General features: G+C 42.0%; 17 protein-coding genes and 1 CRISPR repeat array. Of the genes, 3 read left to right on the top strand and 14 right to left on the bottom strand.

Features of this window, described 5'->3' with window-relative positions:
* Positions 1–6: 6 nt before the first annotated feature.
* From cmr3 to I6N90_RS21700, 10 genes are all read right to left on the bottom strand, one after another.
* Complete coding sequence (gene cmr3 / locus I6N90_RS21745; RefSeq protein WP_197937765.1) at positions 7–1,368, bottom strand: type III-B CRISPR module-associated protein Cmr3; 1,362 nt, start codon at positions 1,366–1,368, stop codon at positions 7–9.
* The gene (gene cas10, locus I6N90_RS21740) at positions 1,337–3,256 is read right to left on the bottom strand and encodes a type III-B CRISPR-associated protein Cas10/Cmr2 (RefSeq protein WP_197937763.1); all 1,920 of its coding nucleotides are present in this window, start codon (positions 3,254–3,256) and stop codon (positions 1,337–1,339) included. The genes cmr3 and cas10 overlap by 32 nt, the downstream gene beginning before the upstream one ends.
* Entirely contained in the window at positions 3,247–4,761 is a 1,515-nt protein-coding gene (cmr1, locus tag I6N90_RS21735; RefSeq protein WP_232243234.1) for a type III-B CRISPR module RAMP protein Cmr1, read from the bottom strand. The genes cas10 and cmr1 overlap by 10 nt, the downstream gene beginning before the upstream one ends.
* A gap of 377 nt (positions 4,762–5,138) precedes the next feature.
* A CRISPR array of direct repeats spans positions 5,139–6,548; the repeat unit is 32 nt; unit sequence GTTTCAATCCACACTCCCGCATAGGGAGTGAC.
* Positions 6,549–6,917: 369 nt separating this feature from the next.
* Positions 6,918–8,375, bottom strand: a complete 1,458-nt coding sequence (locus tag I6N90_RS21730) for a DEAD/DEAH box helicase (protein WP_197937760.1) — start codon at positions 8,373–8,375, stop codon at positions 6,918–6,920.
* A gap of 233 nt (positions 8,376–8,608) precedes the next feature.
* Positions 8,609–9,295, bottom strand: coding sequence for a hypothetical protein (locus I6N90_RS21725; RefSeq protein ID WP_197937759.1), 687 nt, complete (start codon positions 9,293–9,295; stop codon positions 8,609–8,611).
* Positions 9,292–10,014, bottom strand: coding sequence for a hypothetical protein (locus tag I6N90_RS21720; RefSeq protein WP_197937758.1), 723 nt, complete (start codon positions 10,012–10,014; stop codon positions 9,292–9,294). The genes I6N90_RS21725 and I6N90_RS21720 overlap by 4 nt, the downstream gene beginning before the upstream one ends.
* Positions 10,015–10,211: 197 nt before the next feature.
* The gene (locus tag I6N90_RS21715) at positions 10,212–11,438 is read right to left on the bottom strand and encodes an MDR family MFS transporter (protein ID WP_197937757.1); all 1,227 of its coding nucleotides are present in this window, start codon (positions 11,436–11,438) and stop codon (positions 10,212–10,214) included.
* A 182-nt stretch (positions 11,439–11,620) separates the two neighbouring features.
* Positions 11,621–11,857, bottom strand: coding sequence for a DNA-binding protein (locus I6N90_RS21710; protein ID WP_197937756.1), 237 nt, complete (start codon positions 11,855–11,857; stop codon positions 11,621–11,623).
* 35 nt (positions 11,858–11,892) lie between these two features.
* Positions 11,893–12,447, bottom strand: coding sequence for a hypothetical protein (locus I6N90_RS21705; RefSeq protein ID WP_197937755.1), 555 nt, complete (start codon positions 12,445–12,447; stop codon positions 11,893–11,895).
* A 206-nt stretch (positions 12,448–12,653) separates the two neighbouring features.
* Positions 12,654–13,088 (bottom strand): RrF2 family transcriptional regulator, encoded by a 435-nt coding sequence (locus I6N90_RS21700; RefSeq protein ID WP_197937754.1) that lies wholly within the window; start codon positions 13,086–13,088, stop codon positions 12,654–12,656.
* Between the two features lie 163 nt (positions 13,089–13,251).
* Here I6N90_RS21700 and I6N90_RS21695 point away from each other — a divergent pair, with 163 nt between their 5' ends.
* Positions 13,252–13,599, top strand: coding sequence for a DUF4181 domain-containing protein (locus I6N90_RS21695; protein ID WP_197937753.1), 348 nt, complete (start codon positions 13,252–13,254; stop codon positions 13,597–13,599).
* A gap of 402 nt (positions 13,600–14,001) precedes the next feature.
* Here the strand turns inward: I6N90_RS21695 and I6N90_RS21690 are convergent, their stop codons facing one another.
* The 4 genes from I6N90_RS21690 to I6N90_RS21675 are packed head-to-tail and all read right to left on the bottom strand — an operon-like array spanning position 14,002 to position 18,842.
* Complete coding sequence (locus I6N90_RS21690) at positions 14,002–15,735, bottom strand: glycoside hydrolase family 66 protein (RefSeq protein WP_197937752.1); 1,734 nt, start codon at positions 15,733–15,735, stop codon at positions 14,002–14,004.
* Positions 15,732–16,556, bottom strand: coding sequence for a carbohydrate ABC transporter permease (locus I6N90_RS21685; protein ID WP_197937751.1), 825 nt, complete (start codon positions 16,554–16,556; stop codon positions 15,732–15,734). Before I6N90_RS21685 ends, I6N90_RS21690 begins: the two co-directional genes overlap by 4 nt.
* A 13-nt stretch (positions 16,557–16,569) precedes the next feature.
* On the bottom strand, positions 16,570–17,454 hold the full coding sequence (locus I6N90_RS21680) for a carbohydrate ABC transporter permease (protein WP_197937750.1): 885 nt from the start codon (positions 17,452–17,454) through the stop codon (positions 16,570–16,572).
* A 26-nt stretch (positions 17,455–17,480) separates the two neighbouring features.
* Positions 17,481–18,842 carry an ABC transporter substrate-binding protein gene (locus I6N90_RS21675; protein WP_197937749.1) on the bottom strand — a complete coding sequence of 454 codons (1,362 nt, stop codon included), beginning with the start codon at positions 18,840–18,842 and terminating at the stop codon, positions 17,481–17,483.
* Positions 18,843–19,025: 183 nt separating this feature from the next.
* Between I6N90_RS21675 and I6N90_RS21670 the strand changes: the two genes are divergently transcribed.
* Together I6N90_RS21670 and I6N90_RS21665 are read left to right on the top strand one after the other, a co-directional pair.
* Positions 19,026–20,828, top strand: coding sequence for a sensor histidine kinase (locus tag I6N90_RS21670; RefSeq protein ID WP_197937748.1), 1,803 nt, complete (start codon positions 19,026–19,028; stop codon positions 20,826–20,828).
* Positions 20,821–22,206, top strand: coding sequence for a response regulator transcription factor (locus I6N90_RS21665; RefSeq protein WP_197937747.1), 1,386 nt, complete (start codon positions 20,821–20,823; stop codon positions 22,204–22,206). Before I6N90_RS21670 ends, I6N90_RS21665 begins: the two co-directional genes overlap by 8 nt.
* Positions 22,207–22,541 lie beyond the last annotated feature (335 nt).

The raw sequence follows: 22,541 nt of genomic DNA, 5'->3' as shown, positions 1-22,541 counted from the left end.
ATTGTGTTACAGAGAATGACTCGGCTCCCAAGTTCCCCAGATAGCTAGCCCAAACCCGTCTTCATGATCAAAACTGCCTTTTCTTCGATCTTTATCCGACACCGGAGACATCCAGCAGTTTCTTGCTAGCTCCGCTGCATCATATCCGTCTTCAACCTCAAAGTAATAAACACTTCCCGCTGGAACCATGCGTCGGACAGCCTTTTCAACACCGTAAGTCTTCTGTTGATTCGATTTCGCTGAATCGCTCACTTTCTGTGGATCTTGATTAGCATTTCTCCAGCCCGATATTGGTAAATAACCTGGGATGCATGCCCAACGAAGCTTCAACTTTGCCTGTTTTTTATATGCCCATTTGTCATTTGTTTTGAGGTCCATATCCAGCCAATCTGGTCTCCATCCCTTGGCAAAGTAAGCGGGCGTCATCAATATCATTCGGATATATGTCCTTCCCTTTAGCGCCTCTAATACTTCATCGCTACATGTAGGATATGTAACATCACTTGCTTCTTGGAAATGTGCAAGTCGGCGCTTACCACCTATCGGATGAATAACAGATAACTTTTCGGGCCATTCCAACCCATTATCGAGCTCTCCTCCTACTTCTGCTAAAATACTGACATTAGGCGGTAAAACAAGCATCTTCATCGTATACAGTGCTTGGTCTTTGGCAGCATATGTCTCTCTATTAATGGCCGTAGATGTACGTTCCTCGATAGCGAATGGAGCTAAGTAATGTTGGCTGATCTCCAATGCTAGGTTATGATCAATTTCATCTTGTAGATTTACTCCCCTATCTGCTCGCTGCATCTTTCTCCATACCGATAGTTCAAGCTTCATACGTGCAAGTACTTCCTCATCCTCGCTACCGATCAACCAATCGGTCATACGTTCTTCAGAAATATAGGCCGGTGACTCCTTCCACTCCTTACTTCTAGGTGGTACATAGATAGGCCATAATATATCTTCATGAGCACCCAGCTTGCCCGTACCTAGAAAACCAGTTTCAGATTCGTTATTTTGAAAAGAGCTAATAGGACTCAAAGCTTTAATTTGGAATTGCTTATTTTCGTCGTCATATCCGAATAAATCCTTTGGCACAGGGTAAAATCGTCTACCCCCTCGTACGTAAATCGGTCCCTTTATAATAAGCTTCTTAATAGAAGCAGACTTTTTAGATGAAAATATGCTCAAATTGTGTTCTTGGTTCATCATTTTCTTAGCGAGCATCGTTCGAATGGAACCAGCTAGAACGCTAGGAATAACTTCCGTGAGCGAATGTGCCGTTTCTCCTGGAGTTGCATTAAAAGGTCTTCCGTCCCGCATCAGAATCGGATCAAATGGTTGAATTTGAATGAGCTTCTTCATAGCTACCTCCTTCTTTTTCAATCATGACAGCAATAATCATCTTTTCTGCAAGTTCACGCATCTGTTCAAGAGGGGAAGCATTTGTTTGGAAACATTTCTTCACCCACTCGATGAGCGTTGCATAGTCTTTGCCCTCTACTTGTGCAGGTTTTTTCTTTCTGAGCAAACGCTCAACCTCCAGCAACATCAAGTTTTCTTTTCCATGCACATCATTTAACCAAGCAGAACCTTTCATCAGACGAGTGTATTCCAAATACATCTCACGAAGCTCATGTGGAAACCTAGTTGAGAAATAGCCCTTACGATAGAATGTCTGTAAATCTTCAATTTGACGAGTTGGGCTGATATGTACGTCAACCTGTCCGATATGCGTGGACGATTCTTCGTTGGATGCCCTATTTCCGAAAGGCAGACTGATCGTAGACAGTGTTCCACCATGCCGTTTCTGCATAATGACAGCCATTCTATTTTTCCCGCTGCTCTTAGCAAAATGTTCAGCACGACGTGCTATTTCACATGCTACTTCTAAACGCTCCATCATGTGTACAATAGCTACTCCAATTGACAATGTTGGCTTTGGCAACCCTTGTGGTACAGCTTCATTCATAATTTCTGTAAACTTGCGTTGCAGTTTATCGCATACATCCATACAGTCACTTAAAGCGACGTATGCCATAATATCGTCTCCGCCACTGTAAACTAGCTTTCCACGCTCAATCATATTAGCGCTTTCATTTCGTTTTCGATATGACACAATTTCTTCGGCAGCCAATGCGAAACGGGACAAGTTTTGAGAAAATTTTTGATGTTCTTCTTTAGTTTTCATTGCGCGTAGTGTCTCACCCATATTATCGCCGTCGCACATAATAAACGCATAATAATTCGGCAAGCTATTCTTGTTTATCTCATGGCTAGTTCGTAACTGTGCAATACTTGTCACGATCTCCGTTACTTGATTCTGTTCTTGCACATGTTCTTTGTTAGTAAAGAAGCTCCCGCTTCCTCTTTTTTCACTCATCTGATGCAATCGCTCAGCAACAAACTCTTCTACCCTATTTTCATAAAATAAAGCTGACTCAAACTCATCTATCGCTTTGCCATCTAACTGCAAAGCTCTACAACTGTGACGAACTGCTTCATAGTAATCTCTTATTTTAGCGTGATTCTGCATATCATTACGATATGGAAGAAACGCCATATCGCAGACCGAAGGGAATGTTCTTGGATCTGTTCGATTCGATAGCCGTTTCACGAGGGAAATTGCATCCAGCGTTTCATCCTTCGTAATTCCAAATTTAGCAAGCAGATGAAGCTTTTCAGGCCAAATAACAGATTCGCGACCACTATTTAAACGAGACTTTTTGTCGCCGAACAATGTGCCGGGTTCATTTTGCCGAAAGTCACGGAAAGATTTACGGGCAGCCATTAATTGATCTGCACGTTCAATGGCTTGACTATAATTGATGTTACTTCCATTATAAGGAGTCCAAACTGCATAACATTCGATAAAATCTTTAATTTGCCGATCCCACATAGAAGTATTAATGTATTGTTGAAGCTCATTCTTTACTTTGTCTGATCGTTCAATCCAAGCTTTAACAACAGCAGTACATGTAGCAATTGCAACTTCTCTAGCATCTTGCCCTGTATCTACTACGCCAACGATTTTATTAGCAACTCTAATATCTTCCCATAAGATATTACCAGCTTTGTTAGGGAAGATGAGTTCAACACCTGGCTGAGAAACCATTGCGTTAGCAGCAACTTTACTTAACTCAGCAAGTAGATGCGAGCCGTACCAAAGGTCCCTCGTTTTGCGTGCCTGGGCTATAAAATGCTGCACTGGTCCAAGTGTAATAATGAGGACTTGTTTATTGTCTACTCCCATTGGGCAACCTCCTTGCTGTGAAGAAAGGCTAATATGGCCGACTGGGTTTTAGGGATATTTCCTACCCCATCCTTCCAATTTGAACTAACCCCTATTCTCATTGGATTCCTGTTCTCAAATTTCTCAAAGTAATTTAAGGTCGGATAAATTTCATCTTTATATATAGTTACTTTTTCCAACTCATCACTAACCTGTTTCCACCATGACAATTCATTACCTCTAATCTTGTTATCCTTGATTAATGTAAGTGTTAATTTTTCAATTTCAGGCTGCTTCAAAATAGCAATAATGGAACAACCTTTGATTAGAAACTCCTTTCCACTTTGAACGGAGATGGCAAGTCCTTTTAAAATAAGTGGAGAAGCTAATCTTTCCTTAACTTTATCTTTAACTTTAGGCAACAAGGTTGTTTTGTATGGATCAATACCTTTATTAGGGTCTTTGGGATTGAATGTCTGTTTTCTTCGATTAGCAAATTGAAATTGTATGGGAAGTCCTAATTGAGCTCTTGGAAAGACCCCCTTACTATCTTGAATAGTTTGAGAATTAACATGGTCTGGGTCAGACATATTTGTAAGCTTTCTGATTGAATCTGCTTCTGGCCAGAAGCTTCTCTTTGGATGGGCTTCTGACATGTTTCGGTTCATCGGTGGATTTGGTGTACGCCGAAATTTTCTATATACTTCCACCGCTTCGTTCCACGCACTAGTAACTGTTATCTGGGCTCTATTTATTTTGATACTATCGCATAGAACAGGCCATTCTGTAGAACTAGCTGCATCTACTGTTGGAAGTTTCAACTCATAAATTTCTATACTCTTTTTGTACCAGCGAAGTAAATCTACTTTCGTTACAGATTCCAGAGGGAAGAGTTTCTCATACGTTTTAGCTCCAGGTGAAAAATCGTCACAATGCAAACTCCCGCATCCTCTTCTTGTCCTAGCGCCTACTCCACCGAAATTAATCCATGCCCACAAAGCTGGCTTTAGTTCCTTTTCATATAACTGTTCCATCCCGGACGGCATCTCAATAAACAAATTAAATTTAAGATCGTTGCAATATCTTGTTTTAGGTTTGTTATCATCAAACGGAAACAAAGCGTATCTATTAAGACTAGAATTGAGTACATAATTGGTTTGGTTGTTCTTAGGGTTAATACGGGGTACCTTTGCATCATGAAATTTGGATGCATCTTCACTCGCCTCTACCCAAATTTTTATAGGGCTAGGGTTAGATGTATCTCCGAAAATCTCTATTTCACGATTGAGCAATTCGGCTGTTGATTCGAAGGATGCTCCTCGTGTAGCTCGCCACCAGAATCGCAAGTTACCACGGACGGATGAAGATCGAATTGGGTTTGCTTCATCCACTGCACCCGCTTCAGTTCCCCCACCAAACATAGGCGTTACAATAGTAATGCTATGCTGTTTTTTAAATCTACCCACATTTGAAATGATTGTAGTAAAATTCTCGTCTTTCACTGGGAATTCTAGTTTTCGTTTCAATTGCCTCTTCCTCTCGACAACTTTTTTATAACCCAATGTTTCCCTTCTCCACGTGCTAATTCGACCAAAAAAAGAAAATACCTCCTAATCTTCCATCGCTAAATGATGGTTATCGATAGATTGTGACAATAAACCGCAACATTTGAACAAGAAAAAGGCCACATCCTGTCGATGTGGCCTTGCTTTTTTAACTTCTTAGAAACTACGAAGTAGCCCAGATATAAAGGTCATTCTGTAAATAGAAGGAGGTTTGGTAATCCTATGAGCTGATTGTTCACGCATGAGGTGAAGCTTGGAGTCACATCAAGCCAAGCTCCAACTCACATTCTCGCATAGCGAGTGACTGTAACGAATACGTATCCATCTGATTCAATGACGTTTCAATCTACATTCCCACATAGGGAGTGACTACCTTGAGAGCCAGAGATTTTTATAACCCTCAGTTTCAATCCACACTCCCACACAGGGAGTGACCCAGACAGCTTCGAGCTTCGCGTATCGGACACATCGTTTCAATCCACACTCTCGCACAGAGAGTGACCTTATGGGATACCCATTAATGGCACAGATAATAGTTTCAATCCACACTCCCGCATAGGAAGTGACGGATAGAAAAACGACTGCTATTATTAATGACTTGTTTCAATCCACACTCCCGCATAGGAAGTGACGTACACCACCGTTAATACCGTTTTACCGGATAAGTTTCAATCCACACTCCCGCATAGGGAGTGACAACTCTTAAATCATCATTCCATCTTCCTACAGATGTTTCAATCCACACTCCCGCATAGGGAGTGACGACCTTTATGAACTTCATTTTTAAGGATGTTAAGTTTCAATCCACGCTCCCGCATAGGAAGTGACATATGCCAAGCTACTCTACCGTTTTCATTTCGTAGTTTCAATCCACACTCCCGCATAGGGAGTGACGCTTCGGGTGAACAAACCCAAATATCACGAGCATGTTTCAATCCACACTCCCGAATAGGGAGTGACCCAAAGTGGTTGGGTATACAAAACGAAGCTTTGAGTTTCAATCCACACTCCCGCATAGGGAGTGACTCAGATTCTATACTTCTACAAATGGGCAGCTATGTTTCAATCCACACTCCCGCATAGGGAGTGACCACCAAGTGACGGAGCAGGTGTCGCTGTATTAGCGTTTCAATCCACACTCCCGCATAGGGAGTGACTTGCCATTTCTTTTCAGCAGCAGATAACCGCTTAGTTTCAATCCACACTCCCGCATAGGGAGTGACTAATATTCGAAACAGAGATTATAGGATATTGACGTTTCAATCCACACTCCCGCATAGGGAGTGACTCGGCAGTATGACAGAGACAGAGGAACAGCAGCAGTTTCAATCCACACTCCCGCATAGGGAGTGACGCCTTTAACATCGATTGTCAATCCTGCAGAGTAGTTTCAATCCACACTCCCGCATAGGGAGTGACGTGCCGATCGCGCGCTATAGTCATCGTATCGATGTTTCAATCCACACTCCCGCATAGGGAGTGACCGCGCCATTTCGGCCACCAACTCCGGATAGTCCATGTTTCAATCCACACTCCCGCATAGGGAGTGACCTGCGCAGTTTAACGAAAAGGGGTCGATTAATTGTTTCAATCCACACTCCCGCATAGGGAGTGACATGTTAGGAGGTTTATACCAATGGCATTAGATCAAGTTTCAATCCACACTCCCGCATAGGGAGTGACTACGTCGTTTACAGAGAAAGTTTACAAAAATCAGTTTCAATCCACACTCCCGCATAGGGAGTGACAGCGAGCCTTTCCAACCCTTGCACAGCAAGGGTTTTCGGTGCCTTTTTTGCGAACCTCGAATTTCACGAGGTTAATTTAGTATACTTATTCGCTATATACGCTGAAATTCCTTGTCCAGCTTGAGGTGCGAATCCCCCAGGGATTTCATGTGTACTTATGGTTCGCACCATGATAAATCTACTCGACTTCTAAATATCAAACTGCCACTTCTATCCCAGATGCAAGATACTGAAGAGTACCTAAACATAAGATTTCATTATAGTTTTGTAAATTTACATAATCTACATCCTCTTTTATCATCATAAAAAAGCGGCACTCAGGAACTCACATTCCTAAATGCCGCTGTTATTGATATCCTTTTTAGCTAATTATCGCAACCAAGGATTAGTTGGTGAGCTTGAACCTTGAGAACTTGCAGGTCTTGATGGTCTCGAAGAGCCTGCTGATCCTTGCGAACCTGCTGGTCTCGATGGTCTGGACGAGCCTGCTGATCCTTGTGAACTTGCAGGTCTCGATGGTCTAGATGAACCTGATGTCCCTTGTGATCCAGAGTTCGAAGATCTTTGTGACGTATTTGCTCTCGGAGCTCTACCCGCATTCGATGATCTTGATTGCCCTTGTCCACCTGATCTGGATTGTCCGCCTGATTTCGATTGACCACCTGACTTCGATGACGGAGCAACTGTTGTCACTAACATCGGATACGGTTGATCCTCAACAACAGGAATCGTCTTCTTGATTACCTTCTCGATATCTCTGCGGTATGGCAATTCTTCCGCTTCGCAGAAGGAAATCGCTACGCCAGTGTGACCCGCGCGGCCTGTACGACCGATACGGTGAACATATGTTTCTGGAATGTTCGGGAGATTATAGTTAATAACATGAGACAGCTCATCAATATCGATTCCACGTGCTGCGATATCTGTTGCAACTAGCACCCGTGTTGTTCCGTTTTTGAAATTGCTTAATGCGCTTTGACGAGCATTTTGCGATTTGTTTCCATGGATAGCTTGAGCGGTAATGTTCAGCTTCGTAAGTCCACGAACAACGCGGTCAGCACCATGCTTCGTACGTGTAAATACTAGCGCTGTTTTGATAGCTGGGTCTTTCAACAAGTGAATTAAAAGCTCAGGCTTATTGTCTTTATCAACCAAATACATCGATTGCTCAATACGTTCAACAGTAGATGATACTGGTGTAATTTCTACTTTTACTGGATTAGTAAGAAGTGACTTCACTAGATGGGCGATTTCTGGCGGCATTGTTGCGGAGAAGAACAACGTTTGGCGCTTGCTTGGCATCTTCGAGATAATTTTCTTTACATCGTTAATGAAGCCCATATCTAACATACGATCCGCTTCATCAAGAACGAGAATCTGAACATGCTGCAAGTCAACAAGTTTCTGATTCATAAGGTCCATAAGTCGGCCCGGAGTTGCAATCAGAATATCTGTACCTCTCTCTAACATACGCTCTTGAGCACGTTGTGAAACGCCACCAACGATTGCTGCACTGCGCAAATCTGTAAACTGGCTATATGCATCTATGTTTTCCGAAATTTGTAGCGCTAATTCTCTTGTTGGTGACAAAATCAATGAACGAATACGGCGACGAGATGATTGCGACTTCTGTGCGCTTAATAGTTGTATGATAGGCAAAGAAAATGCTGCTGTCTTCCCCGTTCCCGTCTGTGCACAACCGAAAATGTCTCTTCCTTCAAGCACAGCTGGTATCGCTTGTTCCTGAATTGGAGTCGGCGAAGTGTAGTTTTCTTTACTTAAAGCTTTTAATATATCTGGAGTAAGGTTCAATTCGTTAAATGTCATGGTATCTCCTATTTAAAAAACGTTTATTTGAATGTCATAGCGTATAAGGATAACACAAATACAAGCAAATAGACAGCATAAGCCAGTTGCTTAAGGATATTACTACCATCTCATCATCTCTTTTTTGAACATATCTTCCCCCTTTATGTCCATGAAAAAAGAGCCATCATCATCTCCCTCTCGGCAAACAATGATCGCCCCATTCAAGCATCATCCAACTCCCAAACAACTAATTAGGGAAGTTCCAATTCCTCTTTATTTAATATTCGGATTTCCTCCAAGCCAAGATCGCTACTTGAATAACTACTACTGTTGTATATTGGAATATAGACTTGCTCTTTGTTATGTGGCAGCCAGCCTACATAAAGATTCGAATAGTCTCTTTTACCCTCTAACTCAATTACATTGTTCCATTCCTCAGGATAGTGTAAGATGCCATAACTCATTTCTTTCATACTTACTGACAATTTCATCTGAATATGTGGTGTATAAAATCTATGTCCGTTACTTTCAGATGCATGACGATCACGTATGAGGTAATAATCTATTTCTTGAATAGGTCCATTAGGTTTAACGTTCCACATCAGAACTTGCTTCGCCTTGTCGTGTTTGCTAAGCTTCCAAAGTGTTGGATTACCAGCCTTATCTACTCTGATAACTCTCCACTTGAATCGATCCCATTTCCAGAAACTTGCACTATATTGACCCTGCTTAGTGACAAACGGAACGTACATATGCTTTTTATCTAGAGGGATGACATCCAAAATTTCGTAAGCAAATATGTTTGGATGAAACTCATTTATGATAGACATCGTTTTTGTAGCATTATGAAATGCCCTCGGTTTACCGTCATAATTATAGAAAAACAGAAAAGCGGCTGCAATCAAAAGGATGATCGTCAATATAACCTTCTTTGTCATCTCTCTTTCACCTCCACTTCAATTAAAGGCTGCTCAGAGCGATAATAATATTGTTTGTCCCCATCTGAGATTAACAATCCTTTGCCATCCGCCTCAATATAAATAGTAGCTTTCAGCCCGCTACCTAGACTGGACTTACTCCCGATAAGCATATAAGGAAAATGTTCATTCTGGTAAAATGGCTCATTTTCCTGCCTTGACCATTGATACCATTCAAAAGCTATATTTTCAGATGGTTTAATCTCGTTAAGCTCATTATTAAATATCTCTTTGTCAAACGTCGCAAACGTTGCCGAAGGATGTATTTCCAAAATTGTCGCTTGCTCCACATCTGCGATATATGTTGCCACCTCATCTTTTGGGTAGATGCCATTATGTACAAATACGGATAATAACGTTGCGCCAAGAAAGAGGAAATTAGACCAGAAACCGAGCCACGCAAATTTGCGATACGTTTGCCAAGATGTATTTTTCAATAGAAAGTAAACAATCCATACACCTAATGGGAGAACAGAAAGCTTTACTGCAGTTCCAAACATCGTTATAGTAAACGACAATGAAAACAGGCCAATAAAAGTAACCAGCACTACTCGCCAAATGGCTGGTTTCTCTAGTAGCTTGCGATAATGTCGAGCGACATAAAATAGAATGATACCCAAGCTAATTACCGTTAACACCATTGAGATGAGGTTACTAGAAAAACCAAATTGAAAAGACATATTCTACCTCCCGTCCATATGTTCCAATAAAAAAACCTCCCGATCCGAATCGCGGATTGGAAGGCTGATTTAGCTAATGTTTAGAGCCTATGCTTTTAATCTAACATACATCATTTGGAAATGTAACCTTTATTATGCCAATAGTATTAGGACGTTCAAAACCATTGATCTATCTTTACTTATTACGTTTTATCTTGTTAAGCACTTATTCCCGTTGACTTTTGTTTTGCAAGTGGTGCCTTCATTTCACCTAAACGATAGAACCATACAGATACAAGAGAAATAATCGCTATTACGATGAACAAGGTTTGTCCACCATATCCTTGAAGCAAGAAACCACCGAGCCATGGCCCGAGGAAAAAACCTAAATTCGTAAAGGTCTGTGCTCCAAAGTAAGTACCTCGCATCTCTTCAGGTGCCAATCGATCAAGCATGACTGCGCCTGCTGGGAAGGTCAAAATCTCACCCAACGTGAAGACAATCATAGATACAATTAAGATCCACCAGCTATTACTAAATGCATAACCTAAGTTTCCTATCGCATAACAGATGCTCCCTACTACAATCGCTGTAAGTGGAGAACGTTTCTCTGCCCATTTCGAAAATGGGATCTGGAGTGCAACAACAACAATCGCATTTATACTCATCATCCAAGCGAATAAAGTGACGCCTTGCTCATAATTTTGCCCAATGAACTGCGATAAAGTAGAAGTCATCTGAGCGTAACCAATTGCACTGACGATACCTCCGATTATAAAAAAGCGGAAAGCTGCATCTTTGCGGATAACGCCCCAAGACTCTGCAATGGAGACCGGATTTTTCTTTTCTCCTTCTATACTGCGAATGCCATACTTATTAAGGAGGAAATGAAGCACGATACCATAAGCCAGATAGATACAACCTGTAATAATCCACGGTAAACGACCATTCATCCCTGCAATTATAGTACCAAGCAATGGGCCCACCGCTACCCCGATATTAATTGCCATATATCTTAGAGAGTAGACTGCATAACGTTTTTCCTTTTTCGTTAAATCAGCCATCAATGCTTGAGAGACAGGTTCATAGAAAGAACGACATAAACCATTTAAAGCATTAAGCAGTGCAAAGATAATGGGAACTTCTGCGAACGCAAACCCGATAAATACAATAGCCCATAAATAGATGGCTGCCTGCATAACGATTCTTCGCCCGAATCGATCAGACAAATATCCTCCGAAAAATCCACCAAACATTCCTGCTAGAGATCCGATTCCGATTGTAAAACCTATCATTACTCCGCTCATATCTGTATATTTGAACAAATAAATCGCTAGGAATGGCAAGCTCATCGAACTAGCAATTCGGGCAAAAACAGTGCCTACTAGTAACACATTGACGATTGGATGAAAGTCATTTTTAAAGGATTGTAAGCGTCTAATCATCGAGATCCTTCTTTCCGTCGCTGTAATGATTCCAAGATGTAACTTCCGTACTTTTAAGAATAGTCTTAGAATTCTGATTATACATCACCAGAAATAAACGAGAAAGAGCCAAAATGGAAATCAGTGGAACGCACTGATCTCCATTTGGCTCTTTCGGATAAGAATCGTTATGCCCGCCTTATTCACTCGTTCGATTGGGCGAATTCCGATAAAAATGATTGTCCTCTTGCTTCAAGTGCACTTTTAAGTATTCTAATCCCTTTTGGCCCGAACCCATGAAGACGTAGAACATCTTTTTCTCTCAGCTTCGTAAATTGTTCCAAACGTACAAATCCTGCACCGGTAAGTGCTCGAATTGCTGGCTTACTTAAGCCCTCAGGCAAGTCGCTTTCTAGTGAATTGCCGTTCGTAGTACTCATTGCTATTCCTCCCTTCAACATTCCGAAATACTGCGCTAGTTTCCCCTATTCGTCCTTTTGCGAAGCCAAATAAATAAGGTGATTCCTAATAAAATAACTATAGTTGAAATGAATACCCATGTAGAAGTGGAAATATTGGACGTTTTTTTATAAATGGAGTTATCACTAGCGTCCTTAACTTTTATAGGTATCTCTTTCGATGTTAGAAACTTCAGTTCCTCTGAAGCTTGAGAAACCTCCTTGGAAGGGGAACAAAGGGGATTCTGCCACCATTTTTCAATATTATTCAAGAAAAACAGATACGTTTTACCTTTCTCACTAGGTCCATTCGTTGCACCCCAGGTAGAATTTTCGTATATAGTGAGGTTTGATTCCTCTATTGCTTTGAAGCTTCTCAGTACTTTCAGCTTTACCTTGTTTTCCTGTGCTTTATGAATGACGTCAATCACTTGAGCTTCAACAATCCCATCATATTGGGTATACAATTCCTCAATAGTTCCTGGTGATGCACATGATAAAGCAGACGTACTTTTAGGATAGAAACAAATACCAATCAGCATTACGCAAACCAATATTAATTGCTTTTTCATCAAAACACCTCCACTTACCCTAACGAAATCGAGAGGCATTAATGTTGCATCTATGCTAGAGCAGCCAAAACTTTTCTCCACGACAAAAAAGCAACCTACACGTGTTTCAAGAAGATTGCTTCCTCATGTATGAGATAACCAGCTACTTTACCGGTACTTGCTAGCAGAAAGATTAATGCGAAATAATCCCCACTGAATAAATCACGTTATTGCGTAAAAAACTCAACTCGTTTCATCACATCAGCTATAGTAAATTGCTGCAAATAATCGATTGTCTGACGTTCAGCCTCGTACAATATTTTTTCCAGCTCTAAGTCGAGTTGTACGCCAGCTTCTCCACAACCTCCCTCGACTTCTGGTTCAGTAGCTAAATTAACCGCACAATAGATTTGGCCCAACGTTATTTGATCCGCAGCTTTCCGCAAAATATAACCGCCTTCTCGGCCGCCTTTGGATGCTACAATACCTGCCATAGCTAAAGCTTGCATCACTCTGCGCATAAAGGTTGCATGCGAATCTACTTGGTTAGCGATCATTGCGCTTGATAATACGCATCCGCTTTGCGCTAGCCACACGATGGCATGAACGGCTATTTTGAACCTTGGAGGACCTATATTAATTCCACGATTGGCTGTACTCATATTTGATCTCCTTCGTGCAGTTGTAATGGCAATAACACACGCCATCAATGCAACCATTTGAAGCACATTGTATTATGTTGAAAAGGAATGTGCAAGTTGCGCAACTCTAACCATACAAGTCGCGTTACATAGATAGTAGTCTTTGTCGAATGGAGGAACTACAATGGATGCTAGAATTATAATCATTTTATTAGTATGCCATCTGGTACGATTTATTTTGGAAAGAAACATAGTCCGAAATGAAGATATTTTAATGTTAGAAGAGGGCCGAGAATTACGTGGAAAAGGAAAGATCATATTGGTCATCCTTACAACCATTGCTCTTGTTGTCATTACAATATTGAGCGATGCGGAAAGCAATGCTTTTAAGTGGTTTTTCATATCATTACTTGTTATCGCTTTTGGGTTCAATTCATTTATTGAATATACGTATCGTAAAGGGTCAAAACGGTATATCGTTTCACTCATTACTATGATTGTTGGTGTCATAATGCTGTACTTTTTAGTGTGATGTTAGGGTGGGACATCAATTGTTTTAGGAGGCGCATTCCTTTATTTCTTCATATCATTTTGGAGTAAACCCACAATCGACTTGCGACTAACGCATTAAGTGCATTTTTACACTTAGATTTCCCTTTTATCGAACCTGCCGCCTGGAATAAGCGTATTTATGCACTTAATAGCCAAAAACATCTCTTAATCCTTGAAAATAAGTGTATATTTGCGCTTAGAATTTGTAGTCGGCAGCTACACTCACCACAAATTATATTTAATCCCCATTTTCTACAAAAGACAAAGGCGCTGTCTCAAAGAAATAAGATCCTTCGTATGTTCAGCTATATACCAGAATGAAAAAGCCCCCAACACCACTACCAAAGTGGGGTTGGAGGCTTCTCACGGTAAACGAGATGACTCAAACCTTCATTTTAACGATCAACAAATCCCAATAAAGAAGCGGCGGCAGTTCTACAATAGCGACATTTCCACGAGAATTAGTTTCCATTCGATATTCCAGCACAACCGTTTTGCCACTATTATGATCGGGACTCGCTAGAAAAATAGAATCCACATCATGATCGACTGCAATGGTAAAGACTCGGCCCAGCACAGGTTGTGGCGCTTCCTTTGACTCGTTCCAGTAATCTTCGCTGGCTGAAGTCAAATTTACAGAGTGGATGAGTTTTAACCCTTCGCGCTCCCGAATAATGGTCCATACTTTACCCGCTTCCCCATACGTGCTGTACGGAAATCCTATAAACGCATACTCCAGATTATCTCCGTCTGCATGAGTCATCGACACATCCCTTAATAATTGATCGTGAGTGACATGCCCATACCGCACGCCAAAGTCGCAATAGTCTCGCACAGTACGGATGAACGATGGACGAAGATTCGAGTGATCGACATAATAACCTTGTGTCAGCACACCTCCATGTTCCCCCTGCAACAAATGATACGCACCGTGAGCGGTAACGACAGCATTCAACAAACGGAAACCATGCTCTGCTCCTTCTACACCATTCACGCCAAGCTCCCGAAACGGCTTCAAGTATGCAGCCAAAATAATCGGTTTACCTTCACTCAAATGTTTTGCCCACGCAATAATTTCTCGTAAATGATGATATCGCTCATACGGCTTCCATACTTCTACGTAGATGGCATCTTGGCTTGCCTTCGCAACCGTATTAACGGGCCAATTGCCTACATTGTTGAAGATAAGGCAACTATCATCTTTAACAGATGCTAATGCCTCCCTAGTTGATTCGATTAGTACCGGAAACTGATCCTCAAGCCGCTCCAGACGAGGCTTTCCATTACGCCTTGACCACCCCGTTTTAGGAAAACCATACGTATCCATATGAATACCGTCGAAATCGAGCTCCGTGACCGCCTTCCGATATTCCGCTACAATATGATGGTGCCACGGACTATCCGCAGAAATATTCATAATGTTAAATATGCCGATAAAATCAAACGGATCACCCGAGCTAGTATACAGTCTCCAGTCTGGATGCCTATCTGCAAACTCCTTACTAGCGGCATAAACCGCGCCATAAGCTACAGCTTTCATCCCATAGTGATGGCAGAGCTTTATTTTCTCCTCCACCACACTTCTACTAACGACTCGCCCCATTAAATCCGTGTATGTTTCCTCACTGCTAACAAGATCGTCATGCCGATACATCCAATCGTAAAATTGGACTAGATTCAAATGAAGTTTCGACATCCATTTCACATCTTCATCGTCATTACATTCTTCAGGACCAAAATCGCTAAGGAAGCCGTATCTTGTCGCTTTCCTAAAATTCGAGACGACATCAAACGCCGTCGATGCGGAATCGACGGCATTCTCGCCGACATATAATTCCGCATCAGCGCCATAGCCAGTACATTCCGTGTCGAACGACCCTATTTCTAGCTGGATAGAAAATGTTGCATGAGGGAGAAGATGTATCTGCTGCTCCACCTTCCCTACAACATCCGCAAGCTCCCGAATGACACATTTCACCCGAACGAGTTGCGCTTCATCCCCCTCGTTGATCAGCTCGACTGTTAATGCGACCGTTTCCCCACGAAGGAATTGCGCTTTTGACGGATAGATATCCCTAATTCTGCATGCCGTTTTCTCCAGGCTCAATTCCTTCACCCTTTCAATGCACCAGCTGTGATGCCCTTAATGAAGTACCTTTGAAATACGATAAAAGCTAGAACTGCTGGAGCAAGACCGATAAGAGCGGTCGCCGCCATCAAGTTCCACTTCGCACCATACGTTTGGAAAAACATCGATACTGCAAGAGGAACGGTTCGCATCTCTTGGCTCTGCAAGAAAAATACCGCCTGCCCATAATTGTTCCATATACCAAGTCCAGTCAATATAACAACAGCCGACGTTACTGGCCGAAGAAAGTGAAACGTCACTCTCCAAAATGCTGTGAAGTAGGTGCAACCATCCATGACAGCAGATTCTTCTACCTCTTTAGGTAAGGATCGAATAAAGCTCGTATAAAGGAACACGGACAGTGGTAGAGCATTTGTCGCTGTAAGTAGAATCATCGCCCAATGGGTGTTAATGCCGTCGATTGATTTCATCAACGTATAGAGAGGAACCGTAATAATAATGGCTGGAATCATGAGACATGCGAGCAAAATGTTGAATATTGTAGCATGCCTCCAATTACGAAATCGTGCAATTGCATACCCTGTCGAGCTAGCGACAACAACGACAATAATTACTGCTCCTAGCGTAATGACTATGGAATTAATCATCGCTCGCCCAAGCTTAGAACCATTCCAAGCATCCACAAAATTGCCAAAGTGAAAATCAGGCATCAGGAACAGTCCTCCGAACATACTGCTCGATGGGGTATTCATCGCTAAATACAATAGAACATAGAACGGAATGATAGAGATAAGAACCATCATTCCGGCGATGACATATTTGATTACGGTCGTTACTCGTAGTTTCATAGCGTCTGCCCTCTCAAAGCTCATATTCAGACTTGCGAGTGAATCGCAAAAATAATACAACGGGAATCAAAATGATGACGAAGAGTATAAGAGCGACTGCTGTAGAGTAACCTGTGAAGCTGCCATATAGCATTCGCAAAATATAGATACTGAGCGACTCCGTGGCATAACCCGGCCCTCCATCCGTCAGTGCGACGATGATCTCGAAGACAGATAAGGAACCGATAATGTTCGTGACGACATTGATTTTGATTGATGGATACAGAAGGGGCAGAGTTACATACCGTAGTGAAGTCCATCTGCCCGCTCCATCAATAGTTGCTGCTTCATACAGATCAGGTGGGATACTTTGAAGTCCCGCCAAATATACGATCATCGTCATACCGACATACTGCCAAACATTGACGACGATTAACACAACAAGTGCCGAAGAACTCTCCCCCAGCCAATTTACATCGAGAAATCCAAGCCCTACACTATTCAGGACATGAGCCAAGTATCCTCGATCTGGTTGTAGAATGAAGTACCAGATATACCCCATAATGAGTGGGCTAATAACGGCTGGCAAATAAACAATTGCTCTAACGATTCCCCTGCCTGCGAGCTTCCGATCGAGCAACAACGCATACATGAGTCCAAGTAGATTTAGGAGTGGTGCGCTACCTAAAGCAAAGTAGACAGTGATGAGTACGTCATTGCGTGCTCGATCATCATTAAAAAAATCAACAAAGTTTTGTAGCCCGACAAAATTGGGTGCCGATATGCCATTTGAATCCGTTAAGCTGATGCCAACGCCCTGCACTAACGGATAGAGGAAAAACAAACCAAACAGCAGAATAGCTGGTATCGCCATGAAATGATGCAAATTGCCCCACACTTTTCGGAAAATGATGCGCATCGTTTCTCTCTCCTACCGCTTCTTCGCTATTTATTCGTTGCACCCCATGCTTTATCCCACGCGGCTTTATAGGCCGAGGCAAATTCACTTGAGCTCTTATATTTGCCAGCAAGCAGTTCCTGCACCATCCGACCAGCATCATCACCTGAGAAACCAGACGGCGTATCGGTAAATGCAATATTCACCCCTGATTTCAGCGCTGCCGCAGCTTGATTCTTAAGTGGTCCCCAATCCGCACTAACATCCGTAAACGCTGGTGGTGATTTCAAAAACTCACTATATTGCTTTAAGTTGTCTGGCTCGAACAGAAACTCAAGAAACTTCTTCGCTTCATCTGGATGTTTAGATTCTGACGTAATGGCATAAACGGAATCCTCAGCAGAAAGTGTTACAGGTTTTGTTCCGTCTACGATAGCTGGAAATGGAGAGAAGCCGATATTCGTTCCGATATGTGGATTTAACTTAAGCAAATCTCCAAGTACCCACATCCCTTGGCTAAATAAAGCTGACTTACCGGTTACGAATGCTTCCTTCTGATTATCATAAGTGGCTGTTAGTGCATCATTGTTGATTAGTCCAGCTTCCTTAAGCTCAAGTAGCCTTCCTCCGAACGTATCGATTCCGCCACCAGCGGCATCGAACTGCAACTTGCTAGCATCGTTATTAATAAATGCTGTACGTGCTTCCGTTACACCAAATTGCTGTTTAGTCACACCATGAGCCATAAATTCAATGAGATGGCCAAGCGTCCATGAATCTTTGCCCGCTATGAACATAGGTGTCATATCAGGCTTTTTATCTTTAATCGTTTGCAGATTGCTTTTAAACTCCGCCCACGTATGAGCTTCCTTTAATCCAAGTTCCTCGAATACCCGTTTATTATAAAAAATGCCCGCCATCGTTACATTCGTTGCTGCTCGGAATTGCTTACCTGTCTTAATGTCTGTATTTAATTCCTTAATGGCAGGCAAAACGCGGGACCAGAATGCTTCATTAGATAGGTCCAAATATTTGCCCTGATCAACGTAATCCTGAGAATAAACCGTCGTAATGTCTGGAATGTCTCCAGAGGCAAATTTCACTTTAATGACGTTGCTTGCATCCTTCTGATATTCCTGTTCCACGTTAATCTCCGGGTTTGCTGCTTCAAATTTTTCTATCAATTCATTCATCAGATCTACCGTCTCCACCTTGCCTGTAAAAAACTTCAGCGTTACTTTTGCCTGCGGCTTTGCTGTTGCAGTCGGTTTCACTGTTTCAGTCGGCGATGGATTTGGTGATGAAACGCTTTCAGAATTACTCGGCTTGTTCCCATTCGAACTACATGCCGCGATCAGTGTAAGGATGAGCAATACACTCATAAACCAAATCACTTTGCTTCGGATCATTGGCGTTCCTCCTCTTGAGGATAGATTTCCGCTACAGATTTAGACTATGGATATAACCCCGCTCGCGGAATACCTGTTTTTAGTGATAAAGGTACGAATTTTTCATATCTCCTTTAATAATATGCAGGACTATCCTATACAATATAGGAAACAGAAAAGATACATGCTTGAGAGGAGAATGCGATGAAATCTTTCCTCCCCTTCAAAAGCTACCGTGAATGGAGCATTAAAATAAAGCTCATCACGATGACCGGATTGCTACTTCTTGGCTCTGTCTTTTTTGAATCTTATTTATCCTATACGCAATATACTCGTGACTTTCACAGACAATCCTCTGATAAGGTTCAGCAAATTATTGAGCAAATATCTTTAAATATCGATACCTATCTCGATGACCTCTACAGACTAACCCTATTCCCTTACCGCAACGCACATATTATGCATGCTCTGGAGGAGCAGACTGCTGACACAGAGCTGGCCCAATTAGAGAAACGTAGACTTATGGAAACATTCCTTGATGAAATGATGATATTTCCACGTGAGGATATCCTTCGTGTCTCGATCGTAACCGATGCCATTTATTCGAGCGCACGACTTCCTACTAAACTTATTCCTAATGAAGAGATGGAAGATTACGACTGGTATAAGAAAGCACTAACTTCACAGGATTATATTCTCGTTCCTGCAAGCGAAAACGAGTTTACAACTAGCGGCAATATACAGATATTTTCTGTCGTTAAACAATTAAGAAGCATAACGAATACAGGAAGAATTTTGGGTGTAATCAAAGCCGATGCAAACTACAAAGGAATAGTTGAAATTGTTGAGAGGGCACAAATGGGGCACGATGGTGGATTATTTATTTTGGACGATCAGAATAACTTCATCTATTCCTCTAACGATACGTTTAAAGAAACGGCTCTTGCTGTACTTCATACGGATGGTGAAGTGGAAGATGGCTATCTTCTAAACGTAACATCTATCCCAAGGGTGGCTTGGACAATTGTTGCCATTAGTTCTGTGACGGAAATGAACAGAGAAGCTATTCATACGCGAAATCAAACATCCTTATTGTCTATCGCATCCGCCTTGTTAGCGATCCTATTGCTTGTTATTTTCATTCGTCAATTTTTGAAGCCTTTGCTTGCAATCGTCAAGTTAATGAAGGATGTAGAGATGGGGAAGCTAGACATCACGTTCCACAGCAATCGGAGAGATGAAATCGGTTATTTGGGTGCGGCGTTTAATCGGCTTGTTGGCCGGATTGGTGAGATGTTACGCGAGAACACCGTTCTTGTGAAGGAAGTATACGAATCAAAGCTACTTCAGCAGGAAGCGCAGATTAATGCGTTGTTCAGCCAAATTCGTCCACATTTTATTTTTAACACATTAAACTTAATAAGCTTATCCATGCAATCGGGCAAACAGGATAAAGCGATCGACCACATCCATGCACTCAGCAGCATACTTAGAGGAATGTCCCAGTGGAACAAGGAAATGCCTCTTCAGAAAGAAGTTGAACTACTCCATGCTTACTTAGCTATTCAAAGTAGTCGGTTTGAAGGTCGTCTTGATTACAGCATCACGATCCATCCGGAGTTACTCAGTCTGACTATCCCGGCCCTATTACTCCAACCTCTAGTAGAAAATGCCGTTGTACATGGCTGTGAGCTGAAAAAGGGCAAAACGACAATTACGGTTACTACTCATCTAAAACCTGATTGCATATTGATCGAAGTAAATGACGATGGTCCTGGAATGGATTCGGACACTCTTCACTATCTGCAACAAAAGGTAGAGCAGCTAGAAGAAACGGGTAGTCTTGATCGCACTCATACAGGCATCGGATTAGTTAATGTGAACAAAAGATTGCAGGTTAAATACGGTACTGAGTATGGGCTAAACATAAAAAGTATGCTTTATGAAGGAACAACTGTCGTTATTTCTATTCCGTATTCTACAGCAAAGGAGACTAGCCATGTATAAGCTGTTGATCGTTGATGACGAGCCATTAACGCGGCAATATATAAGGTCGAATTTGAGCGCGCTTCATAATGAATGGATATGTACGGGAGAAGCAGCAGATGGACGGGAAGCATTGGAATTAATCGATGGTGGGGCATCCTTCGATCTAATTATGACCGATATTAAGATGCCCGTTATGACGGGCATTGAACTAGCACGTGAACTATCTCGTAGACATCCTAGGCCAAGGATGATCATCGTTTCGGGATATGATGAGTTTTCTTTGGCAAAAGAGGCTATGCACTACGGTGTACACGACTATTTGCTCAAGCCGCTCGTACGAGAGGAATTAGTAGCTGTGTTAGACACTATCGCTTCTGAACTTTCAGTAGAGCAAGTGGAGCAAACCGCTTACCAGTCACTCGTTTCATTATCAGAGGAGTCCCGTGGACAAGTCGCTAGAAATGCGTTGCGAGCAATCGTCCTAGACAACAATATTGAAATTAAAGTACTTTATCCTATTTTGCATCGGCTGAAGATCAGCTTAATAGAGGCTGAAGGTGCCATAATGATCGTTGACCTTGATGTTGACGAACTGCTTGGGCGAAACTTGTCCAAAACGGATCAGGCGTTATTTCGTTATATCCTGCATCAGACAGCATCTGAATTAATTCCTTTAAATCCCGGCCCCGTTCTATTTATCGATAATGAGCAAAGATCCGTTATTCTTATTCCGGGAGAAAATAAATTTGATGTATTGCACCGTTGTCAGCTCCTGTTTCGTCAACTATCGGATGCTATTCGGAAAATGACTGGCCTACACTTATGGGGTGCTGTCGGCACATCGGAGATTGATTTGCTTCAATTAAATAGTTCCTATCTGCGAGCTGATAAATTACTAAAAAGCAGGATGCTAAAAGCGGCTCCGTCACTTCTCTGCTTCGAGTCTGACAACGACAAGGTTAGCGACGAAAAGGCTGACAACCAAGCTAATGTTCGTTACAACAAAAACGCCGCACATTCGGATTTTATGGCAATGACCATATATCCTCATCATTCTACTAAAAAAGCGGAGCATGAAACGATCACTAAAGTGAAGGAATATATCCATATCCACTTTGCTGAACCAATTAGCCTCGCCTCAATTGCAGAGAAAATGAAGATGTCCTCTGGCTATTTAAGCAGCTTGTTCCACCAGCAAACCGATGAATCATACATTAAGTTTCTAACACGGGTACGAATGGAACATGCGGCTGAGTTATTGCGGAAGAGGCCGACTGAAAAGGTTTATGACGTTGCCGAAAAGGTTGGTTATGTGAGCGTCAAACATTTCTCCTACGTCTTCAAAGGCCATTACGGTATGCCGCCTGGTGAGTATCAGGAAAAGGGTTGGCGGTAAGGGATGAGCGACTAAAACGGGTAATTTGTGTAGTTTGCTATGAAACCAACATGTCCCAAAAATAGTCGTCCTCCAAGAGGACACTGGTTCCGCTAATTAGCTAGAAATACGGCAAAATTACACCTTCGAGGACATAGGATCTCTTATTTATAAAAAAATATCTAATAAGCAGCCATTTTTCTAAAATAACGGATCTGATGTCCTCGGAAAATGTTAAAGTGCTTCAATATTACTAATAGCGGATCCCCTGTCCTCTCATAACTCTAACGGAATCAAAGGCTCGAATTGCATCTAGCCATGCCAATCGTTCAGATTCGCTACTATCAATAATCGAG

This window comes from Paenibacillus sp. GSMTC-2017 (assembly GCF_016019935.1).
In the GTDB taxonomy this organism is placed as follows: Bacteria; Bacillota; Bacilli; order Paenibacillales; family Paenibacillaceae; genus Pristimantibacillus.
This window is presented reverse-complemented; position numbering and strand designations above follow the sequence as displayed.